13 protein-coding genes are annotated in these 16,558 nt (G+C 57.8%); 9 read left to right on the forward strand and 4 right to left on the reverse strand.

The genetic code is table 11. The features are described 5' to 3' along the window. Positions 1 to 62: 62 nt before the first annotated feature. The 4 genes from ACUZ9P_RS04670 to ACUZ9P_RS04685 all read right to left on the reverse strand — a co-directional run bounded on the left by ACUZ9P_RS04670 (position 63) and on the right by ACUZ9P_RS04685 (position 3,770). Positions 63 to 734, reverse strand: a complete 672-nt coding sequence (locus tag ACUZ9P_RS04670) for an RraA family protein (protein ID WP_449248824.1) — start codon at positions 732 to 734, stop codon at positions 63 to 65. A 99-nt stretch (positions 735 to 833) separates the two neighbouring features. After that, positions 834 to 2,174, reverse strand: coding sequence for a C4-dicarboxylate transporter DctA (gene dctA, locus ACUZ9P_RS04675; protein WP_449248825.1), 1,341 nt, complete (start codon positions 2,172 to 2,174; stop codon positions 834 to 836). A 146-nt stretch (positions 2,175 to 2,320) separates the two neighbouring features. Next, positions 2,321 to 3,481 carry a UxaA family hydrolase gene (locus ACUZ9P_RS04680; RefSeq protein ID WP_298997783.1) on the reverse strand — a complete coding sequence of 387 codons (1,161 nt, stop codon included), beginning with the start codon at positions 3,479 to 3,481 and terminating at the stop codon, positions 2,321 to 2,323. 4 nt (positions 3,482 to 3,485) lie between these two features. Further along, complete coding sequence (locus ACUZ9P_RS04685; RefSeq protein WP_449248826.1) at positions 3,486 to 3,770, reverse strand: UxaA family hydrolase; 285 nt, start codon at positions 3,768 to 3,770, stop codon at positions 3,486 to 3,488. A gap of 331 nt (positions 3,771 to 4,101) precedes the next feature. On the opposite strand from ACUZ9P_RS04685, the gene ACUZ9P_RS04690 reads away from it, so the two are divergent. The 9 genes from ACUZ9P_RS04690 (at position 4,102) to ACUZ9P_RS04730 (ending at position 16,488) form a co-directional block, all read left to right on the forward strand. Further along, a complete protein-coding gene (locus ACUZ9P_RS04690; protein WP_449248827.1) occupies positions 4,102 to 5,739 on the forward strand; it encodes a sigma 54-interacting transcriptional regulator in 1,638 nt (545 codons plus the stop codon). 140 nt (positions 5,740 to 5,879) lie between these two features. Beyond that, the gene (locus tag ACUZ9P_RS04695) at positions 5,880 to 7,799 is read left to right on the forward strand and encodes a SurA N-terminal domain-containing protein (RefSeq protein WP_449248828.1); all 1,920 of its coding nucleotides are present in this window, start codon (positions 5,880 to 5,882) and stop codon (positions 7,797 to 7,799) included. Between the two features lie 343 nt (positions 7,800 to 8,142). Beyond that, positions 8,143 to 9,972, forward strand: coding sequence for a glutamine--fructose-6-phosphate transaminase (isomerizing) (glmS, locus tag ACUZ9P_RS04700; protein ID WP_449248829.1), 1,830 nt, complete (start codon positions 8,143 to 8,145; stop codon positions 9,970 to 9,972). A gap of 249 nt (positions 9,973 to 10,221) precedes the next feature. Continuing rightward, complete coding sequence (locus ACUZ9P_RS04705) at positions 10,222 to 11,016, forward strand: type III pantothenate kinase (protein WP_449248830.1); 795 nt, start codon at positions 10,222 to 10,224, stop codon at positions 11,014 to 11,016. A gap of 155 nt (positions 11,017 to 11,171) precedes the next feature. Then, positions 11,172 to 12,473 (forward strand): phosphopyruvate hydratase, encoded by a 1,302-nt coding sequence (eno, locus tag ACUZ9P_RS04710; RefSeq protein ID WP_298997803.1) that lies wholly within the window; start codon positions 11,172 to 11,174, stop codon positions 12,471 to 12,473. A gap of 188 nt (positions 12,474 to 12,661) precedes the next feature. After that, positions 12,662 to 13,519 (forward strand): bifunctional methylenetetrahydrofolate dehydrogenase/methenyltetrahydrofolate cyclohydrolase FolD, encoded by an 858-nt coding sequence (folD, locus tag ACUZ9P_RS04715; RefSeq protein WP_449248831.1) that lies wholly within the window; start codon positions 12,662 to 12,664, stop codon positions 13,517 to 13,519. Between the two features lie 24 nt (positions 13,520 to 13,543). Beyond that, positions 13,544 to 13,984, forward strand: a complete 441-nt coding sequence (locus ACUZ9P_RS04720; protein ID WP_449248832.1) for a DUF805 domain-containing protein — start codon at positions 13,544 to 13,546, stop codon at positions 13,982 to 13,984. Positions 13,985 to 14,124: 140 nt separating this feature from the next. After that, positions 14,125 to 15,204, forward strand: a complete 1,080-nt coding sequence (locus ACUZ9P_RS04725; protein ID WP_449248833.1) for an iron-containing alcohol dehydrogenase family protein — start codon at positions 14,125 to 14,127, stop codon at positions 15,202 to 15,204. Between the two features lie 96 nt (positions 15,205 to 15,300). Further along, positions 15,301 to 16,488 (forward strand): DegT/DnrJ/EryC1/StrS family aminotransferase, encoded by a 1,188-nt coding sequence (locus ACUZ9P_RS04730; protein WP_449248834.1) that lies wholly within the window; start codon positions 15,301 to 15,303, stop codon positions 16,486 to 16,488. The last annotated feature ends 70 nt before the right edge of the window (positions 16,489 to 16,558 follow it).

The raw sequence follows: 16,558 nt of genomic DNA on the forward strand, positions 1-16,558 counted from the left end.
GGGCGTGCGGGGGGCCTTTTCAAGACTACCCCTCCCCCCGCCAACACCCACCGTGAAAGGTACTAGCTGTGGATGTCGCAGCAGCTTTTGGCGAGTTTGTCATAAAGCCATGCCATGTCCATTGAACCGTGTTTTTCAATGGATTGCAGCTTTTTTAGACCAGCTTCTGTAATTTTGCGGGCCTGTTCCGCCACAGATGCTGCCTCCTGCCGCCGGATGGACACAATACCGTCCGCATCCCCCACAATCAGATCGCCGGGCTGAATAACCACGTTGCCCATGCTGACAGGTACGTTGATTTCGCCGCAGGCGTCCTTGTATGGCCCGTTGGGCGACACTGCTCGCGCATAGACGGGAAAATCCGTCTGCCGCAGGGCGTCGGCATCGCGCACGGCTCCATCAATAACAAGGCCTGCCAGAGCGCGCGCCTTACCAAGTGCCGCTACAATTTCACCAGCTACTGCTCTTTCCGTATAGCCCGCGCAGGATACCACCAGCACGTCGCCGGGCCGGGCGTTGTCTACAGCATAGTACAGCAGCAGGTTTTCACTTGCGGGCAGATTGACGGTATAGGCGGTACCCAGAATGCGGCTTTTGTTAAATGGCTTGAGCGCTGACGGCAGGGCTGCGTTGCGCCCCAGGGCATCGCAGATATCCGCAACAGCCAGATCAGCATACTGGCACACAATTTCAGGTGAAAGGCGGTCAATCTGACAGTTGATGGCGTAACGCATAAACATGTTCCATGGCGCAGGGCGCTGTGTATGAACGGCCGCCTGCCCTTCCGAAGACGCATCGGAAGGGCAGGCAGTTCGCTTGGGTATGGAGAGGGTCTATTTGCAGGGTTCGGCTTCTGTTGCGACCATTGAAGCGGCAATTTCATTACGTGCATCAGCATCGTTGAGCACATGGTCGACGTCTATTTCGCCCCGAAGCACCTTGTTGGCCCGGTCAAGGTCAATGGACTTTTCCCAGCGGCCAATGGCCACTGTGGCGACGCAGTTACCGATGAGGTTGACCACGGCGCGCATTTCATTGAGCACGCGGTCAATACCAATAACCAGTGTCATGCCCACCACGGGAATGATGTTGGTGGCCGAAAGTGTGGCAGCGAGGGCAATAAGGGCTGCACCGGCAACACCCGCGCCGCCCTTGGATGTGAGCAGCAGCACCAGCATGAGGGTTATCTGATGGCTGATGTCGAGGTGAATATCCATGGCCTGGGCAATGAAGGATGCCGCCATAGTCAGGTAGATGGCCGCACCGTCAAGATTGAAGGAGTAGCCAGTGGGGAACACCAGACCAACCACGGATTTTTTGATGCCCAGGGCTTCCATTTTTTCCATGCTGCGGGGCAGCACGGCTTCTGTGCTGGCAGTGCCGAGGGTGATGAAAATTTCATCCTTCATATAGCAGATGAGCTGCCATATGTTGATGCCCGAAAATTTGCAGATAAGGCCCAGCACCACGATAACAAAGAGCGCGCTCGTCACGTAGAGGCAGAGCACAAGCTTGCCCAGCGAAGCCAGCGCGCCAACGCCGTACTTGCCGATGGTAAAAGTGATTGCGCCAAAAGCGCCCACCGGGGCCAGCTTCATGATCAGGTTGACCACGCCCAGCAGGGCAGTGCTGAAGCGTTCAAGCGTGCCAAGGATGGCTTCTTTAGGCTTGCCTGACATGTGGGAGAGGCTCATGCCGAACAGCACGGAGAACAGCAGCACCTGAAGCAGATTGCCCTCTGCAAACGCGCCGATAACGCTGTTGGGGATGATGCCCATAACAAATTCCATGGTGGTCTGCGCCTTGGCATGGGCGAACTTGCCCAGAGAAGAAGCATCCATGGTGGCAGGGTCGGCATGAATCCCGGCGCCGGGCTGCACAAAATGTACAACAACCAGACCGATAAAAAGAGCAAGAGTGGTAACTATTTCAAAATACAGCAGTGTTTTACCGCCCACACGGCCTACAGCCTTGAGGCTGTCCATGCGTGCAATGCCCACGACGACAGTGCAGAAAATCACTGGCGTAATGATCATTTTGATAAGATTGATGAACGCATCGCCAAGGGGTTTGAGTTTAACAGCAATATCTGGAGAGACAAAGCCGAACGCAATACCCAGAGCGATGCCTACAAGAACTTTGAAATATAGAGAAGAAAATACTTTTTTCGACATATCCACCTCAGTATCAGGCAAGGGGGGAAAATGGGTGCCAAGAAAAACACGGCCAAACACCAGATTTGTGAAAATTTGGGCTAATACGGCTTTAAAAGAGGCCGGCCTGCCCTGACGGTGCCGGTCGGCCTCTTTTAAAGCGTAGCTTAGGCGCTTTCGTACAAACGGGTCATGATGAATTCTCTGTGGCCCAGCACTTCAGCGGCGGTGTTACGGCCGTTGCAGGTGCGGAACAACATTTCGAGCAGCTTGTCGCCAGCGGCATCGAGGTCCATTTCACGGCGCAGGATGCCGGAAACGTCCACATCGATGTGCTCGCTCATGGTGCGCACGGTGCGGGGGTTTGCCGAAAGCTTGATCACGGGCAGGATGGGGTTGCCGATGATGTTGCCCTGGCCCGTGGGGAAGAAGTGCGCCACAAAGCCGGAGGCAGCGCAAAGGGTGACCATTTCGGCAGCGGCGGAAGAGGAATCCATGAACCACAGGCCGGGGCCAGTGGGCATTTCAGCCTTGTCGAGGCAGCCGATGACAGGCGCTTTGCGGCCAATCTTCTGCACATTGCCCAAGGCTTTTTCTTCAATGGTGGTCAGGCCGCCTTCAATGTTGCCCTTGGTGGGCTGGGAGTCGCTCAGGTCGTCCGTCTTGTGGTCGTCCACAACCTTGGCGTAGCGGTCAAAGAAGGCCTTGAACTGGGCGCGAACTTCAGCGTTGGCGCAGCGTTCCATAACCAGGTGCTCGCCGCCGGTGATTTCAGTGGTTTCGCCAAAGAGGGTGGTGGCGCCCTTTTCCCACAGCTTGTCAAAAGCGTTGCCAACAGTGGGGTTGGCGGCAATACCGGAGGTGGTGTCGGATTCGCCGCACTTGGTGGAGACCCACAGTTCGTTCACTTTGCATTCGGTGCGCTGCAGTTCGGTGGCGAAGTGCATGAATTCCTTGGCCTTGCGGGAAGCGCTGCAAATGGTCTCAAGGTCGCCGTGCTGTTCAATGGAAAAACCTTCAACGTGCTTGCCGGTCTTGGCGATACCGTCCACAACGCGCTTGGTCCACTGGGGCTCGATGCCGATAACGATAACGGCGGCAACGTTGGGGTTGCAGCCCACGCCGATCAGCGTGCGGAAATGCAGGTCAAGGTCTTCGCCGAACTGAAGGCGGCCATAAGCGTGCGGAAGAGCAAGCGTGCCCTTGACGTTGTTGGCAACAGCTTCGCAAGCGGCATTGGAAAGGTCGTCCAGGGGCAGAATTATAACGTGGTTACGGATGCCCACGCGGCCATTTTCGCGGCGATAGCCCATAAATGTCTGTTGCATCAGCTTACCACCTCTTGGTTTTGACGTTATGGACATGCAAATGTTCGCCGCGCTTGATGGGCTTTACAACTTTGCCAATGTCAGTGCCGTACTTGATGACGGTATCGCCCACAGCAAGATCCTTCAGGGCAATCTTGTGGCCGATCGGAATGTCACTCAGCGTTTCAAAGTCGATGCTCTGGTTGCCATCCATGACCCAACCGTTAAGCTTATCGCCTTTCTTCACCCCTTCGACAACGACAACGCCGACGCTATCGTCGGGTTCGTGAACCACAAAATGGGTTACCATACCGTTCTCCTTGAATAACAATGGTATAAAAAATGTTTTGTATGGCAAAACTTAATGACATTATGCGAAAAACAAGAGTTTTTCTTGCGGCATTATGAGTATGCATATGTGGATTATTTTATCCCCACATGTAAATACAAATCTTTTTTATGCCTTTAAGCTTTGCTGTAAGAGTTATAGCAATTGGTGTGCCAAAATCAGCGATCCGAATTATTAGGCGGGAAATATGGATTTTTTTCACAATCTTGATTGACCACTCAACTAATGGCTTGATTTGTTGGCAGTATTGATGATATTTGGGTAAAAAATTGCCCATATTTAGGCGGAGACCATGGAATACAAAATTACGCCCAATGGATTGAGCAGCCCTTCGCTCACGGTAGGGCAGGTTGTGCACCATCTTGCGCGCATTGTTGCGGGAAAGATCGATAGAAACGCGTTTTTTCAGATATTATCCAAGCAGCTTCGTGTGCTCTTTCACTATGACCGGTTTTGCATCAACCTCTATGATGCCGAGCGGGAATTTCTGAACCTGTTTACTGCTGCGGATGGAACCGTTGTAGAATCACTTTCAAATACCCGTATAGCCCGCAATACCGTTGCCGGGCTTGCCATTTCTTCGCGCAAGCCTGTGGTCATCAACGATCTGGCGGCCCATAATCTGGGCGATGGCCCCATGCCCCTTTCATCGGTGGGCCTCAACGCAACCATTGCCCTGCCTCTCATAATCAACCGCGAAGTCATAGGCACGCTGCATGTTTCTTTTGTAAAGCAGCCGGACAATATTGTTGAGATTCTGAACTTTCTCATTGAACTCACGCCTGTGCTTACCACCTTTCTTTTTGCCGTGCTGGCGGAGGAACGCGTGGGAAAAGGCAGGCCACTGCCGGAGCAATCCAGCCGCATACAGGATAACTCGGGCACCATTCTGCTGGAAAGCAAACTGCTCGAAACCCCGCCAATGGCCCGCACTATGGCTATTGTCAGCAAGGTTGCCAAGTTGAACATTCCCGTGCTTATCACCGGGGAAACTGGCACGGGCAAAAGCATGCTGGCGCGCTGGCTGCACCGTCACAGCCCGCGAAGGGAAGAAAATTTCGTCAAGGTCAATTGCCCTTCCATAGCGCCTACCCTTTTTGAAAGCGAAATGTTCGGTTACGCCAAGGGGGCCTTTACCGGGGCCACAGCCAAGCGCATTGGGCGTATTGAACTGGCACAGAACGGAACCCTGTTTCTTGATGAAATTGGCGAGCTTGCGCCGGAAATGCAGAGCAAATTGCTGCTGGTCATGGAAGAAAATTCGTTCGAGCGTGTGGGCGAGGCTGAATCCACTGGTGTGGACATCCGCGTAATTTCAGCTACCAATATTGATCTGGCGGCAGCCATGGCCGAGGGGCGTTTGCGGCGGGATCTGTACTACCGGCTTGGCTCTGTGGTTGTGCGTATGCCTTCGCTGCGGGAGCGCAAAAGCGATATTCCCCTGTTTGTGGATCACTTTATTCATCAGTTCGCCAAAGAGTACGAGATACGCCCTCCCAGGCTGAGCAGGTCAGTGGTGCAGGCTCTGCACGGGCATTCATGGCCCGGCAATATTCGTGAACTGCGCAATGTGGTGAGCCGTATGCTGCTTCATTCGCTGGATTCGGCTTTGACGGAAGATTTTGTCCTGGAGGCCCTGCACCAGTGGGAACCTGAAACTGCAGAAAAACAGCCCTGTGAATCAGCTGTTCCTGCGGCGGGCGGTATGTTGGGGCGTGTTGCTGATCCGGTATCTGGCGGCGCAGGTAGCGAGCAGGCGGCAGCCTCGGCGCGCCTTCCCACGCTTGAAGAAAATGAGCGGGGTCACATTGAACGAGCGTTGCGCCAGTCCGGCGGGCGTATTTCCGGGCCGCGAGGAGCAGCGGCGCTGCTGGGCGTGCCGCGCTCTACCCTGCAACACAGAATGCGCAAGTTGGGCATGGACAGGTAAGGTTTTTTTGCTCCCGATTTTTGCGCCGCAAGTCGGTAGGTGGCTATTTTCTTTCGTACTGTTCCTGTTGTTGAGTTTCCCACAGTTTGCGCTTATGATGCCTCCCTATCTTTTGGGAAATACCGCATCTCGGAGTAAGCATGCTTGAGTATATCCGTTCCAATTCGCAGTCTCTTGGCGTCAAACTGGCTTTTGGCCTCATTATCCTTGTCTTTGTTTTCTGGGGCGTAGGCAGTATGAAAGACCGGGGCGCAGGCAATGTGGTCGCCATGGTTAACGGCGAACCCATTACCGTGCGTGATTTTGAACTTGCCTATCGCAATGCGGAAGAATCCGTGATGCGCAACAACCCCGGCGCAACGCGCGAGCAGGTCCGTCAGGGCCTTGGGCGTCAGGTGCTGCGTGATCTGGTCAGCCAGTCTCTCGTACGTCAGGAAGCCGCCAGCGCGGGCATTACCGTGACGCCGCTTGAGCTGCGCATTGCCGTGGGGCAGATCCCGGCCTTCCAGAACGCCAGGGGGCAGTTTGATCCCGAAGCGTACAAGCGCGTTTTGCAGATGCAGCGCATCTCGCCCGCGCAGTACGAGCATGACATGAGCGAAGACCTGCTGCGGCAGAAGCTCTTTGCCCTGGTCACTGCAGCAGCGTGGCATGATCCTGCAGAAGCCCAGAACCGCTACAATTTCCTGCGTGAACAGCGGGTGCCCGACTACATCTTTATTCCTGCTGCCGAGTTCATGGCAAATGCCAAGCCCTCGGATGCGGAAGTAGCCGCCTATTATGACAGCCATAAGGCTGAATTTGCCATTCCTCCCAAGGTGGACGTGGCCTATATCCGCATTTCGCCGGAAAATCTGGTCAAGCCCGAAGCCATCAGCGAGGCTGACGCCCGCAAGTGGTACGATGCCAATCTCTCCCGCTTCAACCAGCAGGAAGAAGTCAAGGCCGCGCACATTCTTGTGCCGCTGGCCGAAGACGCCGCCGAGGCGGACGTAAAGAAGGCCCAGGAATCTGCTGCGGCCATTGAAAAAGAACTCAAAAGCGGCAAAAGTTTTGCCGATGTGGCCAATGCCCACAACGGCCCCAACGCTGCCGGCCCTGGCGGCGAGCTTGGCTGGATCAAGCGCGGCACCACGGTCAAGCCTTTTGAAGACACCGCCTTTGCCCTTGAACCGGGCAAGATTTCCGCACCTGTGCGCAGCCAGTTTGGCCTGCACATCATCAAGGTGGAGGAAAAGAAGGGCGGCGACACGCAGCCCTTTGCCAGCGTTGCCGCCGATGTGCGCAAGGCCATTGCCAAAGAACAGGGCGCGGACAAACTGCGCGATGTGCTTGATAACCTCATTGAAGACAACATTCTCGGCAAGCCGCTTGAAAAGAGCGCGCAGGCTCTGGGGCTTGAAGCCCAGCAGACGGGCATGGCTTCAGCGCAGGATCTGCAACAGAAGATGGGCATCAACGCCGAAGCCGCCGCAAGCCTTGAAAAGACCCCGGCCAACTCGCCGGTGGACAGGGCGCTTGAAGCTGGCGATGCCTATGTGGTGGCCCGTGTGCTTAAGGCTGAGTCCGCATCCACCGCACCGCTTGAAGCTGTGAAAGATAAAATCTCCACCCGCTTGCAGGGCGAAAAGGCCCTTGCCGAAGCCATGCGCGCGGCGGCGGAGCGCCGCAAGAACCTTGCGGACGGCCCCATCAACCCCACTGTTAAGACGGGCATGGGCATCAAGACCGCCAACCCCATGGATCGCAGCGGAAGTCTGGCAGATTTTGGGGCTGACCCCGAGCTGGCCGCCGCCGTGTTTCATGCCAAGGTCGGCCAGTGGCTGCCTGTTGCCTTTGCCGTCAACAGCCCCAAGGACGGGCAGGGCGCCGTGCTCGTGCACGTTGGCGCGGTGCAGCCTCCCGATCCCGCAGAATGGGACATGATCAAGGACATCATGGTCAATGCCGTGGAGCGCGAGCGCCTTCAGGGCATGTATGAAACCTTCATGCAGCGTCTGCTTTCGACCGCCAAGGTTGAAGTGCACAACATGGACATTGTGGACAGAAAGAACATGTAGCTCTGCCCCGCCGATGGCCCCGTGGCCCCGGCACGCAGGCGACAGATATATTGAACTCTCGGCTGGAACCGCGTATGCGGTTCCGGTCGAGAGTGTTGACAATGTAAGCACAACAGAAAATCAGGGCAGGCTGCGGTTTTGCCGCGCCGGCAAGCGATGGCTTTTCGAACTTCGCTTCGCTTGAAACAGAACCGCATACGCGGTTCCGGCCTTGCATATTTCCCCCCAACCCTCTCCGTTCTGGCGGCAGGGATATTTACAAAACGACATACCTACCTATTTCTCACAGGTCGACCGAGTGGTCTGTGAACGGGCCTTGCCCGGCGATAAAAGGAGGCACTCTATGTGCGGCATTATCGGTTATGCGGGTCACAGGCCTGCGGTACCCGTTGTAGTTGAGGGCTTGCGCCGTCTGGAATACCGTGGGTACGACTCTGCGGGCGTGGCTTTTGCCCGTCAGGGCGATCTGCATGTGGTGCGCGCCACCGGCAAGCTGGCCGCGCTGGAAGAAAAGCTCGCTCACGAAGAAGGCGTCGCCACGCCCACCAGCGCCATGGGCCACACCCGTTGGGCCACGCACGGCGTGCCCGCCGAGCGCAACGCCCATCCCCACCGTTCCAACGATGGCGCACTCGCCATCGTGCACAACGGCATCATTGAAAATTATCAGGAAATCAAGGCTGACCTGACGGCCAAGGGCTATACGTTCAGCTCCGAGACAGACACCGAAGTGCTGGTGAACCTGATAGCCGAACGCTGCAAGACCGAGCCTGACCTGTTGCATGCCTTTGCCGCCGCCCTGCGCGAAGCGCACGGTGCGTATGCGGTCTGCCTCATGGACAAAAACGAGCCTGGCGTTATTTACGCCGCGCGTATGTCTGCTCCGCTTATTTTTGGTCAGGGCACTGGCGAAAATTTTGTGGCGTCCGATATCCCGGCCTTCCTGCCCTACACGCGCCAAGTGGTTTTTCTGGAAGACGGCGAACTGGTTCGGGCCACAGCCTCCGACTTCGCCATCATGCGCCTCAAAGATCTGAGCCCGGTGCAGCCCGAGCCGCAGACCATCCAGTGGGACATGCAGGCCGCGCAAAAGGGCGGCTACCGCCACTTTATGCTCAAGGAAATTTTTGAGCAGCCCCGGGTTATCACTGATGGCCTCACGGGTCGCATTGAAGGCGACCACAGCGGTGTGCGCCTTGCGGAGCTGGACAGCCTGCCTGTGCCGCGCCGTCTGCATATTGTGGCCTGCGGCACGTCTTATCATTCCGGCCTGTGGGGGCGGCATCTGCTGGAGCATTGGGCGCATGTGCCCGTGCAGGTAGAAATCGCCTCCGAGTTCCGCTATCGGGACGCGTTGCTGCTGGATAAGGACGACATGGTGCTCGTCATCAGCCAGAGCGGTGAAACCGCTGATACCCTGGCAGCCCTGCGCATTGCCAAGGAAAAGGGCGTGACCGTGCTTGGCCTGTGCAACGTGGTGGGTTCGTCCATTGCGCGCGATGCCTCTGCCGTGCTCTACACCCAGGCCGGGCCTGAGATCAGCGTGGCTTCCACCAAGGCCATGTGCAGCCAGATGCTCATGCTGGCCCTCATGGCCCTGTACTGGAGCAAGCGCAACGGCACCATGTCTGCGGACGAACGGCGCAAGATCATCGACATGCTGGAGAACCTGCCCGCCATGCTGGATGCTTCGCTGCCTGCCATGCACAAAAAGGCGCGCGAGCTTTCGCGCAAGTATGCACAGGCCCGCAATTTCTTCTACCTTGGGCGCGGCCATTGCTACTCCCTGGCTCTGGAAGGCGCGCTGAAGCTCAAGGAACTTTCGTACATCCATGCAGAAGGCTATGCGGCTGGCGAAATGAAGCACGGCCCCATTGCCCTGATCGACCCCTCGTTCCCCACCTTTGCCCTGGCGTTGGACGATGCCCTGCTGCCCAAGGTGAAGTCCAATATGGTCGAGGTGCAGGCCCGGCAGGGCAAGGTTATCGCCCTGACCAACAAGGGTTTTGACCTTGGTGCGGAAGATACCTGGGTTATCCCCTCCCTGCCCGCTCCTCTGGCAGGCTTTATGGCCCTGCCCGCGCTTCAGCTTTTCAGCTATGAAACCGCCGACTACCTGGGCAAGGATGTGGACCAGCCCCGCAACCTGGCCAAGAGCGTAACGGTGGAATAAACATATCAGCCCCCGGCGGGCGCTGCGCCGCCGAGAAAACAGTTGCCCCGCGCCTGTCGTGCCAATGTATACGCACGGCAGGCGCGGGGCTTGCTGTGGTGTACCGGCTGCCCGGTATTTTGGTGCTCTATTCGGTCATGCCTGACAGGCAATTACCGCGTAATTCCCCGATTCTGCGCGGCTTGCCTAGTGCGGGCAAATTGGGCATAATCCGGCTCTGTAACCTTTCAGGCCTTTGCGGAGGCGCATATGCAGCCCGAGATTCTGCTTTTCGACATAGGCAATACTTCCATCAAGATTGGGCTGGGCAACGAGCGTCATGTGCTGACTTCGTACACCCTGCGCACCGATACCGCCCAGTCGGCGGACAATTTTGGTCTTACCCTTCTCACGCTTTTGCAGCATGCGGGCGTTGCCCCCGCGCAACTCAAAGCCTGCGTTGCGTCATCTGTTGCGCCCGGTTTTGATCCCCTGCTGCGCGAGGCCGTGGCCCGCTATGTGGGCTGCCCCTTGCAGCGTGTGGGCAAGGAACTGCCCGTTCCGCTTGAAAACCGTTATGAACGCCCTGCGGAAGTGGGTGCGGACAGGCTGGTGGGAGCCTATGCGGCACGCCGCATGTATCCCGAAGCGCCTTCTTTGCTTATTGTTGATTTTGGCACGGCGGTGACCATCGATTGCGTGAGCGGCGATGCCTACATGGGCGGCCTGATTTTCCCCGGCCCGCGCACGGCCCTGACCGCGCTTTCGCGTGAGGCCGCCAAGCTGCCAAGGGTCAACCTTGACGTGCGCGCCAACGAGCCCACGCCGGGCCGCAATACCACCACCAGCATCCAGCACGGCATTGTTTTTGGCTTTGCCTGTATGGTCGAGGGCCTTACGCAGCGCCTCAAACGGCAAATGTCCGGCCCGGTCAAAGTGCTTGGCACAGGGGGCTTTGCCTCCTCCATCGCCAGGGTCAGCAACGTATTTGATCAGGTGTTGCCCATGCTGCTGCTTGAAGGCCTGCGCAGGCTGCACTATGAAGAACCCAGCGTTGACGAATAGCGCCATGAATCCAGCCTGACTGTCAGGCGGCGCTTCTGGCCCTGAACAGACGTTTCACGGGCAAAAATTTTGATCGACTTATCCGCAGACCATTGGCCTTTGCGCCGTGGTAAGCATTTTCGTAAACAAGCCCCCCAGGGCAAAAGGAGTAGACAATGAGCGGCATTGCTTCAGTTTATGGCCGTGAGATTCTTGATTCGCGCGGCAACCCCACTGTTGAAGTGGAAGTGACGCTGGAATCCGGTCACAGCGCCCGCGCGGCGGTACCCTCCGGGGCCTCCACGGGCAGCCGTGAAGCCCTGGAAATGCGTGATGGCGACAAGAGCCGTTTTGGCGGAAAGGGCGTGACCAAGGCCGTTGACAACGTCAACGGCGAAATCGCCGAGGCCATTGTTGGCATGGACGTGCTGCGTCAGGTGCAGATCGATAACACCCTTATCGACCTTGACGGCACTGATAACAAATCCCGCCTTGGCGCCAACGCCATGCTGGGCGTTTCCATGGCCTGCGCGCGCGTGGCTTCCGAATTTCTTGGCCTGCCGCTTTACAAGTATCTTGGCGGCATCAACGCCAAGGTGCTGCCCGTGCCCATGATGAACATCATCAACGGCGGCGCGCATGCTCCCAACAATCTGGATATTCAGGAATTCATGATCATGCCCGTGGGGGCCATGACCTTCCGTGATTCCCTGCGCATCGGCGCGGAGATTTTCCACACCCTTCAGGCCATCCTCAAGAAGGACGGCCACGTGACCAGCGTTGGCGATGAAGGCGGCTTTGCCCCCAACCTGAAGAATCATGATGAAGCCTTTACCTACATCATCAAGGCCATTGAAGAAGCGGGCTACAACCCCGGCTCCGAAGTGGCTCTGGCCATCGACGCCGCGGCCAGCGAATTTTACAAGGACGGCAAGTACGTGCTCGGCGGCGAAGGCAAGACCTTCAACAATGCCGAGATGAGCGACTGGCTGGCCGAATTCACCCAGAAGTACCCCCTCATCTCCATCGAAGACGGCATGTCCGAAAGCGATTGGGACGGTTGGGGCATGCTGACCGCCTCCCTGGGCGACCATATCCAGCTGGTGGGCGACGACGTGTTCGTGACCAACCCCGGCATTCTGGCCGAGGGCATTGATCAGGGCGTGGGTAACTCCATCCTTATCAAGCTCAACCAGATCGGCACGGTTACGGAAACCTTGGACACCATCGAGATGGCCAAGGAAGCTTCGTACAGCACAGTTGTTTCACACCGCTCCGGCGAAACCGAAGACAGCTTCATTGCCGACCTCGCCGTGGGCGTCAACGCCGGGCAGATCAAGACCGGTTCGCTCTGCCGTTCCGAGCGCATGGCCAAGTACAACCAGTTGCTGCGCATTGAAGAAGAACTGGACGACGATGCGGACTTCTTCGGCCCCATCATGGCTGAATACTATCTCCAGGCAGAAGACGAAGACTAGGTTTATCCGCCCGCAGATCAGGCCGCGCTACGGCCAGGTCTGCGGGCTTTTCACAGCTGATCGCGTATGGACCTCCAACCCGCGCGCAACCATATTGGAAGGGCGCGGGTACCACCAGCGACCGTCGCACCAGCCGGGCGCGGCGGTCGCCCTGTTTGCGGCGGCTATCTTATTTTTTGGAGTATGACATGATCTTGATTGACGGCAAAAAAACCGCCGCCGACATCCGGGCGGAACTTGGCGCGGAAGTGGCCGCCGCCTGTGCGCAGGGCCATCGTGCTCCGGGTCTTGCGGTTATCCTTGTGGGCGAAGACCCTGCCTCGCAGGTCTACGTGCGCAACAAGGAGCGCGCTTGCGCCGAGGCCGGTATTGTTTCCTTTCCGCACCATTTGCCCGCCACCACCAGCCAGCAGGATCTGCTGCAACTCATTGGCGAGTGCAACGCCAATCCCGCTGTGGACGGCATCCTGTTGCAACTGCCCCTGCCCAAGGGGCTGGACGCGCAGGAATGCCTGCTGGCCATTGATCCGGAAAAGGACGTGGACGGTTTCCACCCTGTGAGCGTGGGCCGTCTTTCGCTGGGCTTGCCGGGATTTGTCTCCTGCACGCCCGCCGGGGTCATGGAGCTGCTGCGCCGCTACGACCTGCCCACCAGCGGCAAGAAGGCCGTGGTTGTAGGGCGCTCCAACATTGTGGGCAAACCGCTGGCCATGTTGCTGGCCCGTTCTGGCCGTTTTGGCGACGCCACAGTGACCGTATGCCATTCGCGTACACCCGATCTTGCCGAGCAGTGCCGTCAGGCCGATTTTCTGTTTCTTGCCATGGGCAGGCCGCGTTGCATCACTGGAGACATGGTGCGCCAAGGCGCGGTGGTCATTGATGTGGGCATCAACCGCACCCCAGAAGGTCTGTGCGGTGATGCGGATTTTGCCAGTGTAAGCCCCAAGGCGCATGCCATTACGCCTGTGCCCGGCGGCGTTGGCCCCATGACCATTGCCATGCTGCTGAGCAATACCGTGCAGTCGTGGCGGCAGCACCGGGCCTGATTTTGCCCGCTGGAGGGAGAGCACATGGAATTCAGGGAAGCCGTAAAAATTTGCCTGACCAAGAAGTATTGCAGCTTTAAGGGCCGGGCCTCGCGCTCCGAATTCTGGTGGTTCTGCCTGTTCACGCTGCTGATCAATATCGCAGTGGGCATTGTGGGAGCTATTGCGCCAGCGCTGGCTTCCATCATCAGCGCCGTGCAGGCCCTGTGGCTGTTGCTGCCAACGGTGAGCGTGTCAACGCGCAGGCTGCACGACCGCGACCTTTCCGGTTGGTGGCAGGCACTGCCTGCGGCATTGATGCTGCCCGGCCTGGTCGGCGTGGCGGCCGATGCCGAGTGGCTGTACATTGTAGCGGCCCTGGCCGTGGGCATTGCGAGCATTGGGCTGATGGTCGTGTACGCGCTTAAAGGAACCTCCGGGGCCAACCGTTTTGGCCCTGATCCACTTGACGACAGCGGGGTCTGAGGGCCACCATATAAAGGTTGTGCCGCCCTTCGGCGACAACAGGCGAAAATCCGCGCCAGTGGCCCATTGCAGGCCATCTTGCCAGACGTTCGGCTATAGCGTATGGCCCGGTCATCATCTGCCATATTGAGAGGGCAACTATGTTTCGCAACGCAAAGAATGTCGGTTACTATATGATTGGTTCGGGCAGCCTTGCCCAGCTTGGCGATCTGATCGGCGCGCGCCGCGCCGCAGTGAACGGCCCTGCCGTGTTCTTTATTGACCATTTTTTTGAAGGGAAGGATCTCATTGCCAAGCTGCCCGTGGAAAGCAAGGACATGGTGGTCTATGTAGACACCACCAACGAGCCCACCACTGACAGCATAGACGGCTACACCGACAAGGTGAAGACCTTCCTCAACGGCACGGCCCCCTGCGCCCTGCTGGCCTTTGGCGGCGGTTGCGTTCTTGATACCTGCAAGTGCGTGGGCAACCTGCTGAACAACCCCGGCAAGGCCGAAAACTATCAGGGATGGGAACTGGTCAAGAACCCCGCTCCCTACAAAATCGCCGTTCCCACCCTTTCCGGTACGGGTTCCGAAACCTCGCGCACTGGCATCATCTGCAACGAGGAAAAGAACATCAAGCTGGGCATGAACAGCGACTACACCATGTTTGAACAGGTGCTGCTCGACCCTGACCTCACCGCCAGCGTGCCGCGCAACCAGTATTTCTACACGGGTATCGACACCTACATGCACTGTTTTGAGAGCATTACTGGCTCTTACCGCAACGTGGTGGTGGATTCCCTGGCTGAAAAGGCCATTGACCTCAGCAAGCAGGTCTACCTTTCCAGCGACATGATGAGCGATGAAAACCGCGAAAAGCTCATGATCGCCTCCTTCCTGGGCGGCATGGCCGCCGGTTTCGTGGGCGTGGTGCATCCCCTTTCCGCTGGCCTCAGCATGGTGCTGCACATGCACCACGGCATTGCCAACTGCCATGCCCTCACCGTGCTGGAAGACATCTACCCCAATGAATACAAAGATTTTATGGCCATGATGGAACGCCAGGGCATCGACCTGCCCAAGGGCATCTGCCAGGGCCTTACCGATGCGCAGTACGATGCCCTTTACGGCGCCAGTATTGTGCACGAAAAGCCGCTTTCCAACCGCCTTGGCCCGGATTTCAAAAAGATCCTCACCAAGGAAAACGTTATCGAGCGCTTCAAGCGCATGTAGCAGCGCGCGGCGCAAGCCGCGCCTCCGCTTGCAGTGATAACCGCATATTGTGCGCCGTCGGGCCTTCCGGCGGCGCATTTGCCACAAGGAGTCCTCATGGACCTTAAAGTAAATTTCAGCGGCCGCGCCATCCGCTACACGGAAGAAGAAATCGCCGTGGTTGTCGAGGTCATGCGCAATGCCGACACGCTCACCCAGGGCGTGCACATGCGTGATTTTGAAAGCAAGTTTGCCAGCTATCAGGGCGTTGCCCAGGGCAGCTGCTTTGTGACCATGAACGGCGTTTCGGCTCTGGAGCTTTCGGCCCAGCTGTGCCGCTTCAAGCCCGGCGATGAAGTGGTCATGCCTTCGCATACCTTTACGGCCTCCGCCTACCCCTACATCAAAAAAGGCGCCACAATGGCCTGGGCTGACGTTGACCTTCTGACCCGGGTCGTTACAGCCGAAAGCATCGAAAAAGCCATTACGCCCCGCACCAAGGCCGTTGTGGTGGTGCACCTGTACGGCTATGTGGCAGACATGGCCGGCATTGCAGCCCTGTGCAAAGAGCGCGGGCTTATCCTCATTGAAGACGCGGCCCAGTCCATTGGCTCCGAGCTGAATGGCAAAAAGGCTGGCAGCTTTGGCGACATGGCCGTTTTCTCCTTCCATTCGCACAAGAACCTCACCACCCTTGGCGAGGGCGGCATGCTCTATGTGCGCGATCCCAAGCTGGCGGCCCTGGTGCCCACCCTGCGCCACAACGGGCATTGCGGCTATGATTTTGAGCGGCCCGACTACTGGAAGCCCGCCATGGGCAACGTTGATCTGCCCATGCTGGACGGGGAACCGCTGCAGCCCAACAACTACTGCCTTGGCGAAGCGGAATGCGCGCTGGGGGCCAAGCTGCTTGAGCGTATCGACAGCATCAATGACGAAAAACGCGCCCGCGCCCTGCGCTTCATTGATGCGCTGGCGGACTTTCCAGAGCTGGAGTTTCACCGCGAGGATTCCCGCCGTCATAACTACCACCTGCTCGCCGCGCGTATGACCACGGGCACCGAAGCCCGCGACCGCTTTATCCGCGCCATGTTCAACGAGAAGGGCGTGAAGTGCGTGGTGCAGTATATTCCGCTGGACCGCTACGATTACTACCGCCGTCTGGGCATGGGCAAGGCCGACTGCCCCAATGCCGACACCTTCTTTGACGCCATGATTTCCTTCCCCTTCCAGCACTGGCTGACGGATGAGGAATTTGACTACATGCTGGCTTCCACCCGCGAGGTTCTGGCCAGCCTGCGCTAACGCGGTCTGTATTGCCCCGGACGGCATCGGCATTACCGATGTTGTCCGGGGTTTGCTCACTGCGTCCTGT

It is taken from the genome of Desulfovibrio intestinivivus (assembly GCF_053570665.1).

Coding starts and splice junctions, on each gene's coding strand:
- ACUZ9P_RS04720 (WP_449248832.1), top strand. CDS start 13,544: ATGGAATTCAGGGAAGCCGTAAAAATTTGCCTGACCAAGAAGTATTGC.
- dctA (WP_449248825.1), bottom strand. CDS start 2,174: ATGTCGAAAAAAGTATTTTCTTCTCTATATTTCAAAGTTCTTGTAGGC.
- ACUZ9P_RS04680 (WP_298997783.1), bottom strand. CDS start 3,481: ATGCAACAGACATTTATGGGCTATCGCCGCGAAAATGGCCGCGTGGGC.
- glmS (WP_449248829.1), top strand. CDS start 8,143: ATGTGCGGCATTATCGGTTATGCGGGTCACAGGCCTGCGGTACCCGTT.
- ACUZ9P_RS04670 (WP_449248824.1), bottom strand. CDS start 734: ATGCGTTACGCCATCAACTGTCAGATTGACCGCCTTTCACCTGAAATT.
- ACUZ9P_RS04695 (WP_449248828.1), top strand. CDS start 5,880: ATGCTTGAGTATATCCGTTCCAATTCGCAGTCTCTTGGCGTCAAACTG.
- folD (WP_449248831.1), top strand. CDS start 12,662: ATGATCTTGATTGACGGCAAAAAAACCGCCGCCGACATCCGGGCGGAA.
- eno (WP_298997803.1), top strand. CDS start 11,172: ATGAGCGGCATTGCTTCAGTTTATGGCCGTGAGATTCTTGATTCGCGC.
- ACUZ9P_RS04705 (WP_449248830.1), top strand. CDS start 10,222: ATGCAGCCCGAGATTCTGCTTTTCGACATAGGCAATACTTCCATCAAG.
- ACUZ9P_RS04730 (WP_449248834.1), top strand. CDS start 15,301: ATGGACCTTAAAGTAAATTTCAGCGGCCGCGCCATCCGCTACACGGAA.
- ACUZ9P_RS04725 (WP_449248833.1), top strand. CDS start 14,125: ATGTTTCGCAACGCAAAGAATGTCGGTTACTATATGATTGGTTCGGGC.
- ACUZ9P_RS04690 (WP_449248827.1), top strand. CDS start 4,102: ATGGAATACAAAATTACGCCCAATGGATTGAGCAGCCCTTCGCTCACG.
- ACUZ9P_RS04685 (WP_449248826.1), bottom strand. CDS start 3,770: ATGGTAACCCATTTTGTGGTTCACGAACCCGACGATAGCGTCGGCGTT.